This window comes from Pseudomonas sp. GW821-FHT01D09 (assembly GCF_059422465.1).
Window position 1 is genome coordinate 1 of record NZ_JBWKWY010000045.1, and the last position, 16,162, is coordinate 16,162.

The window sequence follows — 16,162 nt, forward strand, 5'->3', positions numbered from 1 at the left end:
CGATAGCGGTATGTCAGTGACAGATTTGCTGGCTGACACGCCGCTATCGCGGGCAAGCCCGCTCCCACAGGTTCTCCAGTGCCGGGGCTTATTTGCTGTCGTCCGAGCTGGCGCCGTCCTCGTTGAATTTTTCGGGGATCGCGAACTTTTTGCTTTCCATCCAGCGTTGCATGGCCAGCTCGCGCTCGGCAGACGTTGCCCTTTGCACCGTGGGTGAGGCGGCTTGCCCGCTGACTTGCAGGCCCAGCCAGTGCTCGGTTTCCTGCTGGGCCTTGGACGAGGGCCCCGGCTCGATGGCCAGTACCGTCAGGGGCAGGGCCAGCAGCGTCAGGCTGGTGAGGTAATGGATTTTCATCAGCGGCTCCTTCAAGCGCTTATTTGATCAGTACGGGCGGGGTATCGCTGGCCGCCGCCACCTGGCCCTTGGTTTTGAGTTTCTCGGCCCGGGCCTGGGCCTCGGTGACCTGTTCGGGGCTCAGGCCCACCTGGCTGGCCAGTTGCGCGGCCTGCCCCCAGTTGTCCTGGTAGATCAACAGGGTCACCAGGTTGACGGCCGCCAGTTGATCGCTTTGCTTGAGTTCCATGGCCGTCATGAACTCAAAGCGTGCCTCTTCCAGGCGCCGTTGGTGGAGGTAGACCACCCCCAGGTCGTTGCGGATTTTTTCATCGGTGGGCGCCAGTTGCGCCGCCCGTTGCATATGGGCCAGGGCCTGGGCGTTGTCACCCTGGGCCGCCGCCAGTTGCCCCAGGCCGTGTTCCCCTTCGGCCGCCATGCAGGTGCCCAGCAGGCTGCGGTACAGCGGTTGCGCTTCACTGCGCCCGAGCAGGCGGTAGACCTTGGCCTTGCGCTGGCGCACTTGCGGCAAAGACTCCGGCAGACTTTGCAGGTTGGCCAGGCTGGCGTGCATCTTCCCTTCGTTGGCCATGTCGTCGGCCAGGTTCAATGACAGCTCCTGTTCGGCGCTGGGCTTGGCGCAACTGCCCGGGGTCATCAGTGCCGCCCAGGGCGTCTGGCCGTTGCTGGCACAGCCGCCGAGCATCAGCAGGCCCAGGCCTGCAATCAGTGCTTTCATCGCGCGCTCCTCAAAAACTGCTCAGGGCCCGGGAGATCGCAATGAATGCCGGCCCCCCCAGCACAATCAATAAAGCGGGAAACAGGAAGACCATCATCACCACCGACATCTTGGCCGACATCTTCGAGATGAACTCCTGCAAACGGGTCAAGCGGCGGTCGTCGAGCAGTTGCTTGAGGGCCAGCAGCGACTTCATGGCGCCGCCGCCCTGCTGGATCAGTTGCTGGAGAATGATGCAGGTGTCGGTGAACTCGTCCACGGCCAGCAACCGGGCGGTCTTGCCCAGTTCCTCGCCCAGCTCCAGGCCCGAGTCGACCCGTGCCAGGATCAACCGCAGTTCCTGGGTCAGCGCCGGCAGCAGGCGCTGCGCTTCAACACTGAGCACGCGCAGGGACTGTTCAACCGCCATGCCCGACTCGAACAGGATGCGCAGCAGCGGGATAAAGGTCGACACCTCGCGGGAGATTTGCTGCTGGCGGGCCTTGGCCACGCTGGCGAGGACGCGCTTGGGGATCAGGTAGCCCACGCCCAGGCCGAGCAGGGGCGCGATCCACGGGGAGTCGGCATTGGGAAAGAGCAAGCTCTCGCCCACCAGGATCACGCCGGCCAGCACCAGCGGCACGCCAATCTGGCAGGCGGCGAAGATCGCGCGTTGATTGGCCTTGCGCCAGCCCACGCGGTTGAGCAGGACCTGGGTTTCGTTATCCATGTTCACCGAGCGCTGGGCCAACTGGCTGTTGCCAAACTGGCTGAGCAGGGTGCCGAGGCGGTCGCCGCGCACCAACTGGCCTTGCAGGCGTTGGTTGACCAGGCGCAGGCGGCGGCGCTGGGTCAGCCACTGGCCGACGATCAGCACGAGCGCAGCCAGGAACAACAAGGCACTGATCAGCAAGACCATCTCAAATACTCCGCAACATGCGCCACATCGTCAGGCAGCCCAGCGCCTGCATGGTCAGCGCGGCCAGCAGCATGTAGCGGCCGCTGTCGTCGTTCCACATGGTCAGCAGGTAGCCGGGGTTGATCAGCATGAAATACCCCACCATCGCAATCGGCATGCCGGCCAGCACAAACGCGGTGACCCGCGTCTCGCCGGTCATGGCACGTAATTGCCGGGCACCTTGTTCCCGTTCGCGGATGACCTTGATCAGGTTCTCCAGCAAGTCACTGGCGTTGCCGCCGTAGCGGTGGTTGACCTTCAGCCCCAGGGCAAGCATGCGCAACTCGTCCTGTTCGTAGAATTCGGCGAAGTCACTGGCGGCGTCGGGCAGGCTGACCCCCAATTGCACGTTGCGCTGGATGCGTGCCATGGCGGGCTTCAAGGGCTCTTCGGTGCTGTCGATGGCCCCCAGCAGGGCGTCGGCCAGGGTGCGCCCGGACTTCAGGCTGCGCACGGTATGGTCGAGCACTTGCGGCAACTGCTCGATCATCCGCTTGACCCGCCGCCGATAGCGCCAGGCGATGTACAGCCGCAGCAACAGGGGCGGCAGCAAGGCCATGGCGAGCAGTCCGGCCCAGCTCCACACCAGGAACCCAAGGGCTGCGCCCAGCATCCAGCCGGTCAGCCACAGGCCCAGGCGGTCGGTGGGCTTGCCCAGGCCCGCGCGCTGGAACATGTGTTCCAGGCCGACCCAATGGCCGCGCTCTTCGGCCAACAACGGCTGGCCTTTGGCAAGCCGTTCCAGGACCCGGTCGGTTTGCGCCTGGTGCAGGCCACTGAGGAACAGGTGCACCGACACGCCAATCAGGATCACGCAGCTGAACATCAGGATGGCGCCGGTCATGGTGACGCTCCTATAGCGGCAGGGCGGATTCGCGGCGCAGCTTGTCACCCGCCGGGTTGATGGCCTCGCGCAGGAAGCCGAAGCCGGTGCGCCGGTCATGGCGGAACAGGGTGTTGGTGACATACACGTCATCGCGCACCCCCACCACTTCCACCACTTCACTGACGCAACGCCGGCCATCGGGCAGGCGCGTCAACTGGATCACCACATCCAGCGCTGCGCAGATCATCTGGCGCAGGGTTTTCTCCGCGATCGCGCGGCCGGTCAGGCCCACCAGGGTTTCCAGGCGCAACAGCGCGTCCTGGGCATTGTTGGCGTGCACGGTACTCATGGAGCCGTCGTGGCCAGTGTTCATGGCGGTCATCACATCCAGCACTTCCACACCGCGGATCTCGCCGAGGATGATGCGGTCCGGGCGCATCCGCAGGGCGTTGCGGATCAGGTCGCTGGCCTTCACCTCGCCGTGCCCTTCGGCATTGGGCGGGCGGGTTTCCAGGCGGACCACGTGGGGGTGGCCCAGTTGCAGTTCGGCGACGTCTTCGATGGTCACCAGGCGTTCATGGGGGTTGATCAACTGGCTGAGAATATTGAGCAGGGTGGTCTTGCCGGTGCCGGTGCCGCCGCTGATCAGGATATTGCAGCGCTTGCCCACCGCCTCCTGGAAAAACTCGAAGATCGATTGGTCGATGGTCTGCATCGCCACCAGGTCGCTGCTCTTGAGCATGTCCTTGCGAAACTTGCGAATCGACAGGCACGGGCCGTCCAGGGCAATCGGCGGGATGATCGCGTTGACCCGGCTGCCATCGGGCAGCCGGGCATCGACCATCGGCGATGACTCATCCAGGCGCCGGCCCAGCGGCGCAAGGATGCGTTGCATGACCCGCTCCACATGGTGGGCGTCGATAAAGCGCAGGTCGCTCTGGTGCAACAGGCCGTCCCGTTCGACAAACACCCGGTGCGGGCCGTTGACCAGGATCTCGGTCACCGAGGGGTCGCGCAACAGTACTTCCAGCGGGCCGAAGCCGGTCAGCTCATCGACGATTTCCTCGGCCAGGCGCTCCATTTCATAGCGGGAAATCGCCAGGTGCATGCGCGTGATGTATTCGGACACCTTGTCGATGACAAATTGCGCCAGGGATTGGCGCGACCCCTCCAGCAGGTTTTTCCCCGACTCTTCGATGGCGTCGATGATGTAGCGGTGCAGCACCAGTTTCAGGCCGTCGTTATCCACGGCGCTACCCAGCCCGCGAGTGGGTGTGCCGAAGAGGTTTTCGCCGCTCATTTGGCGCTCCCCAACAGTCGCGTGAACCAGCGAGGGGAAGGTTTTTCCAGGCCCTCGGTACGTTTGGCCAGGCGCTCGCCGAGGGTCTTGAGGTGCTGCGTCAGGGGTTCTCGCGGCGCCAGGCTGAACAGGGTCTGCCCCTGGTTCTTGGCATTCAGGCGGACCTCGGCGCTGAGCGGCAACACTGCAATGGCTTCCAGGCCGAAGCTCTTTTCCAGGGCCTCGGTATCCGGCGCAGCACCTTTGAGGTAGCGGTCGACCAGCAACTTGGCATGATCAAGCTTCATGCCTTTTTCCCGCCACTGATTGAGCACCGCCAGGTTGCGCCGGCAGTCGAGGACGTTCTGGTCGGTGCACCACAGAAGTTTGTCGCAGTGACTGACGAAGGTGCGCAGGGCTTCGCTGTCGCGCTGGCCGGTGAGGTTCACCACGATGTGCTGGAAGTGCTGGCGCAAGGCACTGAGCAGCATGTACAGCTCGGCGGCACTGGTCATTTCCAGCGGCTCGTCGCCTTCGCTGTAGGCGAGGATGCGCAGGCCGCCGTCGGTGGCGGTAAAGGCGCTGTTGATCAAGGTGGTGTCCAGGCGGCGCAAATGGCGCAGGGCATCGCCAAAGTTGAACGCGCTTTCCAGGCCCAGCAGGGCCAGGCTGTCGCCCCGGGGCAAGCCCAGGTCCAGCAGCAGGGTTTGTTGGCCGCTCTTTTGCACCACCATGGCCAGGTGGCTGGCGAGCAGGGCGCCGTCGGCATTGCCCTGGGTGCCATACAACACGGTGAGGCCACCCAGGTGCGTGTTGTGGGCCACCGGTGGCAGGCGCTTGCTCAAGCGTCGCACCAGGCCGGCGACTTCACTGGAGCGTGAGCCATAGGCAACAAAATCCCGCGCCCCGGCGCGCATTGCGTTGAGCACCAGTTGGTTGTCCATGCCGTCGCCCAGGGCAACGATCGCCAGCATCGGCTTGGCTTCCAGGGCCCCCTCGATCAAGGCGCTCTGGGCCACCACATGCTCACGGTCCAGGCCCACGAACACCAGGTTGGCGAAGGTCACGTCCACCAGGGCCAGTAGCTCATCGAGGCTGCCACCCCCGGCACTGACCACTTGGCCCAGGGGCGCCAGGGCGCCTTGCAGCCATTCCAGGTCGGTGGTGTTGCGGGTGATTGCCAGGAACGTCTGGCTCAGGCTATCGCTCATTGGGAAAGTCCTGTACGTCGGTCGAAGTTGCCGTTTTCCAGGAAGTACAGGCGATACCAGTTGGGGTCGTAGTTGCGCAGTTTTTCCCCGGGCAGGGAGGGCAGGCGGGCGTTGGCGGCCAGGGGTTGGACCAGGTGCGGGGTGACGATCATCAGCAGCTCTTTTTCCTCGCGGCTGACGTTGCTGTCGCGGAAAAACGCACCGAGGATCGGGATGTCGCCCAGGCCTGGAAACTTGCTGATGGTGGAACGGTTGTTATTGCTGATCAGGCCGCTGATCACAAAGCTTTCGCCATCGGCCAGGGACACCGTGGTGTCGGTACGGCGCACAGTCAGGGCGGGCACCTGGATGCCTTCTACCTGCAGGGCGTTGGCGTAATCCAGTTCGCTGACTTCCGGTGCCACCTTGAGGGAAATCCGTGTGCGGTCGATCACAGTCGGGGTCAGGGTCAGGCGGATGCCGAACTCTTTGTACTCGATGGAGATGGTGTTACTGCCGGTACTGGGCACCGGGATCGGCACTTCGCCGCCAGCGAGGAACGTCGCGCTGTGCCCGCTCATGGCAACCAGGCTTGGCCGCGCCAGGGTGTAGGCAAAACCGCTGCGTTCCAGGGCATTGATCATCGCCGAAAAGCGCCCGCCGCCGATGCCGATATTAAAACTTTCGTTATCCAGGGGCAGGGCCCCCCCGGCTGTGCGCGGGCTGCCGAACAGGAAGTTGCGGGTGCCGCCAAAGATCGAGGTACTGGCCTCCTTGAGTTTGGTGCGGCTGACTTCGACAAAGCGGATATCGGTCTGCACCTGGCTGGGCAGGGACGGATCGTCGGACGGTGCCAGGGCCAGGCTGGTCAGGCTGGAATTGGCCTTGCCCTTGACGAACACCATGCTCTGGCGCGGGGCGCTGGAGCAGTGGGTCCAGACCATCAGGCTGGTGGCCCCGGAGGCAATGCCGGTGAGCAGGAAGCCACGATCACCGTTGAGGTGCACATCGGCGATTTTCGGGTCGCCGATGGCCAGGCGGGTAATCGCCACCGGCGATTGCAGGGTTTGTTGCAAACCTTCGCCGACCTCGACCACGGCCGGCAGGGCGCCCAGGTTGCTGCAACTGTCCGGGGCGGCGAATGCCAGGCCAACCGGCAGGCCGGACAGCATCAGGGCCCAGGCCATGTGCGTGAACGCAGGTGCGAGACGATGGGGCATTCAAGGCATCCTTGTTCAATCAGGGATTTTGTTGGGTCGCTTGGTTGCCGCGTATGACCTCGATGCCGGCGCGCCTGGATTCGTTGGCGCTCCCGGTTTGGGCGACTCTTTTGGGGGCTCCGGCCATGGCCAGTTGAGTGAACTGGTACAGCTCGCGATTGGCGCTTTGCAGCTTGGCGGGGGCCTCGTTATTGCCGGCCCAGTATTGGCTCAACAGCTGTTCATCGGCACTGCGTACGGCCAGGCGCAAGGCGCCGACACTGGTGGCCAGCATCAAGCGGCTCATCAACGGTTGCGGCACGGCCAGCACCACGGTCCGCGGCGGGCTTGCCTGGCGTTGGGCCTGGCGGGCTTTTTCTTCATCGGTGGCGGGCGGCGCAACGGCGGGCTTGCCATCGTTGGTCGGGCCGAGGTTATCGCCCACGCTGAGCAGGCGCAGGGCGGGCACGATGATCTGGGTCGAGGGCTCCGGGTTGGTGCCTTCCGGGCGCAGGAACAACAGCACATCCACATAATCCCCGGGGCTCAACTGGCCAGCCGCGCCGATGACTTCATCGACGGCCACCGCCAGGGCGCGTTCGTCAGGGCGGATCATCCGCGCCAGGGGGCCACCGGCATTGAAGCTGGCGTCATCCAGCCAGGTGCCGGCATGCAGGGTTCTCCACGGGGTGCGGCCAATGGCCTGGTCGAGGCGGGTCAAGCTGCCGGCCGGTGCCGTGCGCAGTTTTTCCAGGGCCAGGTCAGCGGCGGTGAGCGCCACATAGGGCGGCACATCGCGTACCAGGACCACCACGGCTTGACGGGTCTGGTCCTCGACGGCGGTGACGGTTTTTTCCATGGAAACGCCGGATGGCGATGGCTCGGCCGCCAGTTCAGGTGGACGACTCAGCACCAATCCCCAATAGCCTGCGAACAGCGCACCGATTAATAACAACCCAGCCAGGATCATGCTGACACGACTGTTCATGAAGGCTCTCCCTTTCCTGTTGCATCACAGGCCCGTTTTTCCCAACGAGTTGATTTCGCAACCAGGCAGCTATGAACATCTAACGATTTGGCTATTTGACGGTAGCCGAGCTAGGACAAAATGCCATTAGCGATCGTGATTTATTTTGAAACGTTCGACCTGCGTCCTTAAGCTCCGGGGTGATGACGCCAATGGTGCGACTACTACTTTGTGATTAATCCGTTCTTACAGTTGTTGAGGTGGGGTTTGTTGACAATGCTCTAGTGGCACGCAGCAATCACCGTGCAGCACCGCGATCTGCGCCAGCAGGCACCAAGGAGAAGTCATATGTTCCTTACCGTCATGATGAAGCTCTACGTCCAACTCCAACTGTTCTTTCAGCGCAAAGAGGGCGCCACGGCGATTGAGTACGTGATTCTGGTCGCGGTCATTGCGCTGGTTGTGCTGGCGGCGGGGAAACTGCTTGGGCCTCAGATCGCGGCCATGTTCGCTAAAGTCGGGGCAGCGTTGACCTGATCGGCCGTGGTACATCGAGCATGCCCATCAGTGATTGTCGTGGAAGGTATTGCTCATGAACGCCGTTGCCGCGAGCCGCCAGCAAATCCTGCTGGTGGATGATGAAGAGGATGCCCTCGTTGAACTGGCCGAGTCGCTGGAGAACGAGGGCTTTGTTTGTTTCTGCGCCACCTCCGTCACCTTTGCCTTGCAGGAACTGACCCTGCACCCGGATATCGCGCTGGTTATCACTGACCTGCGCATGCCGGAAGAAAGTGGCATCTCCCTGATCAAGCGCCTGCGTGAACATACTTCGCGCCAACACCTCCCGGTCATTGTCATGTCCGGCCATGCCGAAATGGACGACGTCAGCGACATGTTGCGACTGCAGGTTTTGGACCTGTTTCGCAAACCCATTTACCTGACACGCCTGATCGAGACCCTGGAGACTCTGTTTCCCCGGCGCAGGGAACAGATGAACACGCCATTGCGCCATCGTTGATCATTACGTATCGAGGAGAGGTCCCATGTTGTTTGCCCTGCTGTTGAAGTTGCATGTGCGGTTCATGCTGTTCCTGCACCGCAAGGACGGTGCGACCGCCATCGAGTATGTGATTCTGATTGCGGTCATTGCGCTGGTGGTGCTGGCGGCCGGGAAGTTGCTGGGGCCGCAGATCACCACGTTCTTTGGCAAGGTGGGGGATGCCCTGACCTGAGTGCGCAGCGGTATTTCCTGTGGGCTTGCTCCAGATAGCGGTGCGTCAGTCGCCGAATAGATTGACTGACACACCGCAATCGCGGGCAAGCCCGCTCCCACACTACAACTGATAGCTGAAGCTCAACGTATACCGCGGCCGCCGGTTAAAACTGTCCAATGCCATATCCGACATCGGCTTGGCCGCCTCCAGTGCAATGTTGTAGTACTTGGCATCGCCAAACCGCAGGCCGACCGCCGCAGAGGACAGGTCGCTGCCCTTCACCGGCAGGTCGTTGAACCAGGTCCTGGCACGGTCGAGCACGATGTAGGGCTGGACGATCCTGACCCAGTCGCCCGCACGGTTGTAGCTGTAGTTGACCTCGTAGGCCACGCCCCAGCCCTTGTCGCCCGAGCCCTGGTCATCGGGGTAGCCCCGCCCGAAATTCTGCCCGCCAAACACCGCCCGTTCGCTGTCGGGCAGGGTGTCGTCGCTCCAGTACAGCGCCGCCGACAGCACGCCTTGCCAGTTGTCGAAGAACTTGTCGCTCTGTACCCCGGACAGGCGCAGGCGCAAGAAGTCCAGGTCGGACTTTATCCCCTCGAAGTCACTGCGCGTATTGGCGCCCAGGCCGTCGATGCCCTGGTACAGGCCGGCGCTGAGGATGCGCAGCTGGCGCTGGTCGGCCTTGCGCCAATCGCCTTCAAAGGCCAGGGCACGCAGGTCGGTTTCCACGTCGAAGCGTTGCGGGTAACCCACCAGTTGATAGCGGGTCTTGTCGTTGACCCCGTAAAAGCGTGTGCTGAGGGTCAGGGACTCGCCGGGTGAGGCGATCAGCGGATGGCTCAGGCCGATGGAGAAGCGGTCGTTCTCGCGGTGCGGCTTGAGCGAAAAGCCGCCGTCCAGGCGGATGTGGGTACTCGGGTCGCTGCGATAACGTGCGCCATACAGGCTCAGTTGTGTGCCTTCGGCATTGATGAACTGGCTGTAGTCGAGCCGGTAGTAATGCTCTTTGTCTTCACCCGGCGGGAACAGGCCGCTGAGGCTCAGTTGTTCGCCCATCGCGGTCTGGGAATTGCTGGTGCCGGCGATCAGGGCTTGCAGGCCGCCACGGCTGTTGTCGGTCATGCTCATGCTGCTGGTAAAGGGTTTGCGGCTGGCCTGGATATTCATATGGGCGGCGCCATCGGTCGTGCCCGGTGGCGGTACTTGTGCTTGCAGGGTCACGCCGGGAATCCGTCCCATCAAGGTGGTGTAGCGCTCGAAGGTCTTGCGGGTCAGAGGGCGTTCGGCCTGGAGTTTTTGCGCCAGCTTGTCGATGTAGGCCGAGACCGGACCGATGTCGCTCTGCACCTGGTAGTCCTTGATATACCCCTCCACCAAGACCACGCGCACCAGGCCCTGTTCAAAGCGCTGGTCGGGCAGGAAGGCGTAGGACAACAGGTAGCCATCCTGCTGATAGCGACGGGTGATGCTGCGGGTGGCTTCGATCAGCTGGGCGAGGTTGGTTTCATGGCCAATCAACGGCTCGAACACCTGGGCGACGTCCTTTAGCGGGTACACCGTGCCGCCTTCGATCTGCAGCTTGCCGATGGTGACCCTGGTGTCCATCAGCAACGGTTGCGCTTGTGCGGCTGGGGGCTGCGGCAATTGGGTCTGGGGCGTCACCGGGCGGTAGGCGTCGGCGGGCAGGTTGGGGACGGGGAGGTTGCGGATGGTGTCGTTGCTGTTGAGGAAGCTGGGTAGGGTCTCGGCCTGGACGTAAGCGCTGAGGGTGAGCAATAACAACGGCGTCAAAACGCGCATAGGACACTCCATGGTCAAAACTGCAGCGGCATTTCGCAGGGGCCCGCCGGGTTCTTGGACGCGGTTGGGGAGCACCCATAAAAAAGACGAGAGTCCCATTGGAATCTCTCGTCTCAACCAAGCGTAGGCGCTGTAGGGGAGGCCGTCTAATGGGCCAGGTGTAATTCTTCTATTGGCCGGTCAGGCCGTTGAGCAGGCCGCCTACGCCGACGGTGCCGGTGGTGGTGCCTGTGGCGGTTGCGCCGATATTCAGGCCACCGAGCAGGCCGCCGGAACTGGTGGTGCCACCGGTGACCGCGCCGCCCAGCGAGGTGACTACCCCGCCCACGGTGTTGACGGTTTGCCCCAGGGTGTTGGTGATGGGGCTGGTATTGGTCGCGGTGAGGCTGGTGCCGAGGCTGCTGACCGCCCCGCCTACTTGACTCACCAGGCCGTCGACCGGTGTACCGATGCCGGTGGTGGTGCCGATGTTCTGGGTCAGGCTGCTGATACCCGACGTTACAGGATTCAGCGCGGCGCCCACATTGCTGGCCAGGCCTGCAACCGGTGCAGTGGCGGTGGTGTTGGCGACCCCTGTGCCTCCGATGACAGTGCCGAGGGAGGCCACGGTACTGCCCAGCGAACCACCTGCCACACCGCCCGCACTGACGGTGCCGTTGGTGTTGCCCGCATTCAGGCCGCTGCCGACGTTGGCCACCAGGCCACCCACCAGCTCAGGCAGGCCAGAGGCTGGGCTGGTGCCGCTGCCGGTCCCGGCAGAGGGCGAAACCAGGCCACCGGAAGTGCCCGCCACCGCACCGACACCGCCGAGCACATTGCCCACGAGGCCGGTGACAGGGTTGCCAGTACCGCCGGCGCCTGTCACTTGACCACTGAGGCCGGTGACGGTTGAACCGACTTGATCCAGCAGGCCATTGACTGGTGCGCCCAGGCCGGTGGCTTTGCCGAGGTTGCCTGTGGTGTTCTCAACCAGCGAGACCACCGGCACCAGGACGTTGCCGCCCAGGGTGCTGGTGACCGATCCCAGGGGGCCAGTGGTGCTGGCAGTACTCAAGGTATCGCCGAGCATGGTGACGGTTTGGCCCACCCCGTCGACCACGCCACCGACAGTGCCGCCGACACCCCCGGCCAGCCCGCCGACGACCGGGATGCCACCCAAGGTGGTGGACAGGGATTGGCCCGTGGTCGAAACACCGGCGCCCAGATCGGCGACCGCGTTGCCCACGCCGGCCACGGTAATGCCCAGGGAGTTGCTGTTGGTGCCCAGGGAGCCGAGGCCATCGGTCAGGCCATCACTGACGCTGCCAACGGCGGTGCCCACGCTGGTCACCAGCCCGCCGGCGGTGACGCCGACCACTGGAACGCCGCCAACGGTTGTGCCGATACCACCAATGGCGGTGCCTACGTTGCCGAGGGTATCGCCCAGGTTGGCGGCAATCTGGCCAGTGACCAAGGGGGTGGTGGTCGAGCCAGTACCACCATCACCACCACCGGTTCCGCCACCCGTGCCGCCGCCAGTACCACCACCGGTTCCGCCGCCCGTGCCGCCACCGGTACCACCGCCGGTTCCGCCACCCGTGCCGCCACCGGTACCACCGCCGGTTCCGCCACCGTCGCCACCACCAGTACCACCACCGGTGCCGGCGCCGGCATCCGGGGAGGAGGAAGCAACGCTGCTCTTATGACCGCCACCACCACTGCTGCAGCCTCCCAGGCTCATCGCCAGGATAAGGGCCACTGCAGTACTTGCCTTCCACAACACGACTTGAGTTTTCATGATGAGTTCCTTAGCACCTGGTACAGCCTTTGTTGGTTTCGCACGTTCGTCTGTTCTGCGGCAGGCAATACATGCGTCCGTTGTGGCTATAACAGTCTTCGGGACTCTTTATCGCAACGCTCAACTTGGTATTAACGATTTATATACTGGCGTGGGTATGCGTCTTGGTGATTAATACCAAAGATATATAAAGTGGTTTTTTGTTTGTGGGGATGTGATGTAAATCAACTAGTTGAATAAATTGGCGGGCTATCAAGAGCCCGCTATAACTTAGGGTGTATATATACAATTAATCAGCGAGTCGCCTCTGTTTCAGGCAATGGGTTGCCACTTGCCGAGCATATGTTCGATATCGCCAGGCCCCTTGAGTTGCAACTCGCCGCTGGAGCCGGGCGCACTGGTCAACAAGATGACCTCCCCAGGCAGGCGCACAGGTTTCTTGAACTCAACGTAGATCTCGATATTCGCCGCCGGCAGATGTTCATCCAGGGCTGCCACGGTGCGTGCCTTGTTCCACAGCCCATGGGCGATCGCCTGGGGAAAACCGAACAGCTTGGCGGTGAGGGCGCTCAAGTGGATCGGGTTGTAGTCGCCGGATACCCGAGCGTAGCGCCGGCCGATATCGGACGGTGCCTGCCAGCGGCTCAGCTCGCTGACCCTATTGGGCGTGGGCAGGGATTCTGGCGCCAGGCCTTCGAGTTTCACCCCGCGACAAAGCATTTGGCTTTCGCCCTCCCATAGCAAACCCAGGGAATCCTCGACGGTGGTGATCAGGTCAAAGGTCGCGCCCTTGGCATGGGCTTGCAGGTTGCGCGACTGCACACTGACCCGCACATCACTGACCCCGCCCATAGGGCGAAACACGCGGATACGGTTGCTTAAATGCACCAGCCCCAGCAGCGGGAAGGGGAATTCTCGCGCGGTCAGCAACTGCAACTGCAGGCCGAACGCCAGGATGTGCGGATAAGTCGCCGGCAGCACCGGGCTCTGGGCAAACCCGCAGACCTTGCGGTAGGCCGCCACCGCCTCGGGATTGACCTGCACCCGGCAGTGCAGCCCAGAGTCGGGCAACGTGGTGCCGGTGATCTTGCGCTTGAGCGCGGCGCGCCAGTACAGCGGTGGCAGCGCCGGGCTGCCGGGTAAGGTGTGCCACAGCATGGTTACGCTCCCAGCAGGCTTTGCCCGCATACCCGCAGCGCCTGGCCACTGACCGCGCCCGACCCCGGCTGGCCCAGCCAGGCCACCGCTTCGGCAACATCCTGCGGCAAGCCACCCTGGCCCAACGAGCTCATGCGTCGCCCGGCTTCACGCAGGGCGAAGGGGATATGCGCCGTCATCTGGGTCTCGATAAACCCCGGCGCCACCGCGTTGATGCTGATCCCCCGTGGCGCCAGCAGCGGTGCCCAGGCCTGGGCCAGACCGATCAGCCCGGCCTTGCTCGCGGCGTAGTTGGTTTGCCCGCGATTGCCGGCGATGCCGCTGATGGACGCGAGTACTACCACGCGGCCATTGTCGTGCAGGGTGCCGCTGTCGAGCAGGGCCTTGGTCAACACTTGCGGGGCGTTGAGGTTGACCGCCAAGACGGCGTCCCAGTATTCCGGGGTCATATTGGCCAGGGTCTTGTCGCGGGTGATACCGGCGTTGTGCACCACGATGTCGATGCCGTCCGGCAATTGCTCGATCAGTTGCGTGGCGGCGTCATCGGCGCAGATATCCAGGGCAATCCCACGCCCGCCCAGGCGTGCGGCGAGGGCGTCGAGGTCGGCCTTGGCTTGCGGCACATCCAGCAACACAATCTCGGCACCGTCGCGGGCCAGGGTTTCGGCAATCGAGGCGCCGATGCCACGGGCGGCTCCGGTCACCAGAGCCTTGAGCCCGGCCAGCGGGCGCGTCCAGTCATGCACCTGGGTCGGGCAGGCGCTCAGGCGCAGCACCTGGCCAGAGATATAGGCGCTTTTGGGTGAGAGGAAAAACCGCAGCGCACCTTCCAGCTGCTCCTCGGCGCCCTCTGCGACATACAGCAACTGCAAGGTGCCGCCGTTGCGCAGCTCCTTGGCCAGGGAGCGGCTGAAGCCTTCGAGGGCCCGCTGGGCACTGGCGGCAAACGGTTCGCCGAGGCTTTCCGGGGCGCGGCCGAGAATCACCAGGTGCGCGCTGTGATCGAGATTTTTCAGCAGCGGCTGGAAGAATTCGCGCAGTTGCTTGAGTTGGTCGGTGTGCTGCAAGTGGCTGGCATCGAACAGCACCGCCTTGAGCTTGGGGCCATGCCCGGGAATCCACGGCGTGGCCGGCAGCGGTTCGGGGCCGTAGCTGTAGATGGCCTCGGTGAGTTTATGGGCAAACCCCTGTACCTGGGCCGCAAGCGGGCCGCCGCCCAACAGCAGGGCGCCGTCCACCGGGCGCAGGCGTCCGGCTTGCCAGCGCTCCAGGCGTACCGGGGACGGCAGGCCAATGGCCGAGACCAGGCGGTGGCCGAGGCTTGAGTTGGCGAAGTCGATATAACGGTCAGACATGGAACGCTCTCCGGCTGCTGGGGTTCAAAGGGTGGACCATCAATAGGTGACAGTCGTTCCTAGTCTAGGCTCAGGATTGCACCTACCACCTAACCGGGAGCTTTCCATGACTCAGTTGCGCCGTGTCGCGATCATTGGCGGTAATCGTATCCCCTTCGCCCGTTCCAATGGCCCCTACGCCACCGCGAGTAACCAGGCCATGCTGACCGCAGCCCTGGAAGGCCTGATCGAGCGCTACAACCTGCACGGCCTGCGCCTGGGCGAAGTGGCCGCCGGCGCGGTGCTCAAGCACTCGCGGGATTTCAACCTGACCCGTGAATGCGTGCTGGGCTCGCGCCTGTCGCCACAAACCCCGGCCTATGACATTCAACAAGCCTGTGGCACCGGCCTGGAAGCGGCGCTGCTGGTGGCCAACAAGATTGCCCTGGGGCAAATCGAATGCGGGATTGCCGGCGGCGTCGACACCACCTCCGATGCGCCCATCGGCGTCAATGAGGGGTTGCGCAAGATCCTGCTGCAAGCCAATCGCAGCCAATCCATGGCGGATAAATTAAAAGTCCTGTTACAACTTCGTCCGCAACACCTGAAGCCGGAGCTGCCGCGCAATGGCGAGCCACGCACTGGCCTGTCCATGGGCGAGCATTGCGAGCTGATGGCGCAGACCTGGCAGATCCCCCGCGCCGAGCAGGACCAACTGGCCCTGGAAAGCCACCAGAAAATGGCCGCGTCCTACGCTGAAGGCTGGCATAACGATTTGCTCACGCCGTTCCTGGGCCTGACCCGTGACAACAACCTGCGCCCGGACCTGACCCTGGAGAAACTCGCCAGCCTCAAACCGGCGTTTGAACGTAGCGCAAAGGGCACCCTGACCGCCGGCAACTCCACGCCACTGACCGATGGCGCGTCCCTGGTGCTGTTGGGCAGCGAAGCCTGGGCCAAGGAACGTGGCCTGCCGATCCTCGCCTACCTGCGCGATGGCGAAGCGGCGGCGGTGGATTCCGTCAATGGCGCCGAGGGGCTGTTGATGGCGCCGGTGTATGCCGTGCCACGCCTGTTGGCGAGAAATGGCCTGACCTTGCAGGATTTCGACTACTACGAAATCCACGAAGCCTTCGCCGCCCAGGTGTTGTGCACGCTCAAGGCCTGGGAAGACGCCGATTACTGCAAGACCCGCCTGGGCCTGGACGCGCCGTTGGGCGCCATCGACCGCAGCCGCCTGAACGTCAAGGGCAGTTCCCTGGCCGCCGGGCATCCGTTTGCCGCCACGGGCGGGCGTATCGTCGCCAACCTGGCCAAGCTGCTGGACGCGGCGGGCAAGGGCCGCGGGCTGATCTCGATCTGCGCCGCGGGCGGGCAGGGCGTGACGGCAATCATTGAGCGCTGA

Annotated in this window: 16 protein-coding genes; 4 read left to right on the top strand and 12 right to left on the bottom strand. The window is 63.6% G+C overall.

The window, feature by feature from the left end; all coding sequences use genetic code 11:
• Window positions 1–88: 88 nt before the first annotated feature.
• From AC07W7_RS25260 to cpaB, 8 genes are read right to left on the bottom strand one after another with little or no spacing between them, the layout of a single operon-like run.
• Window positions 89–355: a DUF3613 domain-containing protein gene (locus AC07W7_RS25260; protein WP_076961478.1), complete on the bottom strand. Its 267-nt coding sequence runs from the start codon at window positions 353–355 to the stop codon at window positions 89–91.
• Window positions 356–374: 19 nt separating this feature from the next.
• The gene (locus AC07W7_RS25265) at window positions 375–1,073 is read right to left on the bottom strand and encodes a tetratricopeptide repeat protein (protein ID WP_495040328.1); all 699 of its coding nucleotides are present in this window, start codon (window positions 1,071–1,073) and stop codon (window positions 375–377) included.
• Between the two features lie 10 nt (window positions 1,074–1,083).
• Window positions 1,084–1,971 carry a type II secretion system F family protein gene (locus AC07W7_RS25270; protein WP_169898941.1) on the bottom strand — a complete coding sequence of 296 codons (888 nt, stop codon included), beginning with the start codon at window positions 1,969–1,971 and terminating at the stop codon, window positions 1,084–1,086.
• A 1-nt stretch (window position 1,972) separates the two neighbouring features.
• Window positions 1,973–2,854 carry a type II secretion system F family protein gene (locus AC07W7_RS25275; protein ID WP_495040329.1) on the bottom strand — a complete coding sequence of 294 codons (882 nt, stop codon included), beginning with the start codon at window positions 2,852–2,854 and terminating at the stop codon, window positions 1,973–1,975.
• A 10-nt stretch (window positions 2,855–2,864) separates the two neighbouring features.
• The gene (locus tag AC07W7_RS25280) at window positions 2,865–4,136 is read right to left on the bottom strand and encodes a TadA family conjugal transfer-associated ATPase (protein WP_169866896.1); all 1,272 of its coding nucleotides are present in this window, start codon (window positions 4,134–4,136) and stop codon (window positions 2,865–2,867) included.
• A complete protein-coding gene (locus AC07W7_RS25285; RefSeq protein ID WP_099170186.1) occupies window positions 4,133–5,326 on the bottom strand; it encodes a CpaE/TadZ family protein in 1,194 nt (397 codons plus the stop codon). Before AC07W7_RS25285 ends, AC07W7_RS25280 begins: the two co-directional genes overlap by 4 nt.
• Window positions 5,323–6,525: a type II and III secretion system protein family protein gene (locus tag AC07W7_RS25290; protein ID WP_099170187.1), complete on the bottom strand. Its 1,203-nt coding sequence runs from the start codon at window positions 6,523–6,525 to the stop codon at window positions 5,323–5,325. The genes AC07W7_RS25285 and AC07W7_RS25290 overlap by 4 nt, the downstream gene beginning before the upstream one ends.
• Window positions 6,526–6,544: 19 nt before the next feature.
• Window positions 6,545–7,492, bottom strand: a complete 948-nt coding sequence (gene cpaB / locus AC07W7_RS25295) for a Flp pilus assembly protein CpaB (protein WP_495040330.1) — start codon at window positions 7,490–7,492, stop codon at window positions 6,545–6,547.
• 327 nt (window positions 7,493–7,819) lie between these two features.
• Here cpaB and AC07W7_RS25300 point away from each other — a divergent pair, with 327 nt between their 5' ends.
• Genes AC07W7_RS25300 through AC07W7_RS25310 form a run of 3 tightly spaced genes read left to right on the top strand, consistent with a single transcriptional unit; the run spans window position 7,820 to window position 8,703 of the window.
• Window positions 7,820–8,008 (top strand): Flp family type IVb pilin, encoded by a 189-nt coding sequence (locus AC07W7_RS25300; protein ID WP_076961470.1) that lies wholly within the window; start codon window positions 7,820–7,822, stop codon window positions 8,006–8,008.
• Between the two features lie 55 nt (window positions 8,009–8,063).
• The gene (locus AC07W7_RS25305; protein WP_076961469.1) at window positions 8,064–8,489 is read left to right on the top strand and encodes a response regulator; all 426 of its coding nucleotides are present in this window, start codon (window positions 8,064–8,066) and stop codon (window positions 8,487–8,489) included.
• Window positions 8,490–8,514: 25 nt separating this feature from the next.
• Window positions 8,515–8,703 carry a Flp family type IVb pilin gene (locus AC07W7_RS25310; RefSeq protein WP_076961468.1) on the top strand — a complete coding sequence of 63 codons (189 nt, stop codon included), beginning with the start codon at window positions 8,515–8,517 and terminating at the stop codon, window positions 8,701–8,703.
• 102 nt (window positions 8,704–8,805) lie between these two features.
• Here AC07W7_RS25310 and AC07W7_RS25315 read toward each other — a convergent pair whose 3' ends face one another.
• From AC07W7_RS25315 to AC07W7_RS25330, 4 genes are all read right to left on the bottom strand, one after another.
• Window positions 8,806–10,488, bottom strand: coding sequence for a ShlB/FhaC/HecB family hemolysin secretion/activation protein (locus AC07W7_RS25315; RefSeq protein WP_495040331.1), 1,683 nt, complete (start codon window positions 10,486–10,488; stop codon window positions 8,806–8,808).
• A gap of 169 nt (window positions 10,489–10,657) precedes the next feature.
• Entirely contained in the window at window positions 10,658–12,265 is a 1,608-nt protein-coding gene (locus AC07W7_RS25320; RefSeq protein WP_495040332.1) for a collagen-like triple helix repeat-containing protein, read from the bottom strand.
• A gap of 312 nt (window positions 12,266–12,577) precedes the next feature.
• Window positions 12,578–13,423 (bottom strand): MaoC family dehydratase, encoded by an 846-nt coding sequence (locus AC07W7_RS25325; RefSeq protein ID WP_495040333.1) that lies wholly within the window; start codon window positions 13,421–13,423, stop codon window positions 12,578–12,580.
• A gap of 2 nt (window positions 13,424–13,425) precedes the next feature.
• Window positions 13,426–14,778 carry a 3-oxoacyl-ACP reductase gene (locus AC07W7_RS25330; protein ID WP_495040334.1) on the bottom strand — a complete coding sequence of 451 codons (1,353 nt, stop codon included), beginning with the start codon at window positions 14,776–14,778 and terminating at the stop codon, window positions 13,426–13,428.
• A 106-nt stretch (window positions 14,779–14,884) separates the two neighbouring features.
• Here AC07W7_RS25330 and AC07W7_RS25335 point away from each other — a divergent pair, with 106 nt between their 5' ends.
• Window positions 14,885–16,162 (top strand): acetyl-CoA C-acetyltransferase, encoded by a 1,278-nt coding sequence (locus tag AC07W7_RS25335; RefSeq protein ID WP_495040335.1) that lies wholly within the window; start codon window positions 14,885–14,887, stop codon window positions 16,160–16,162.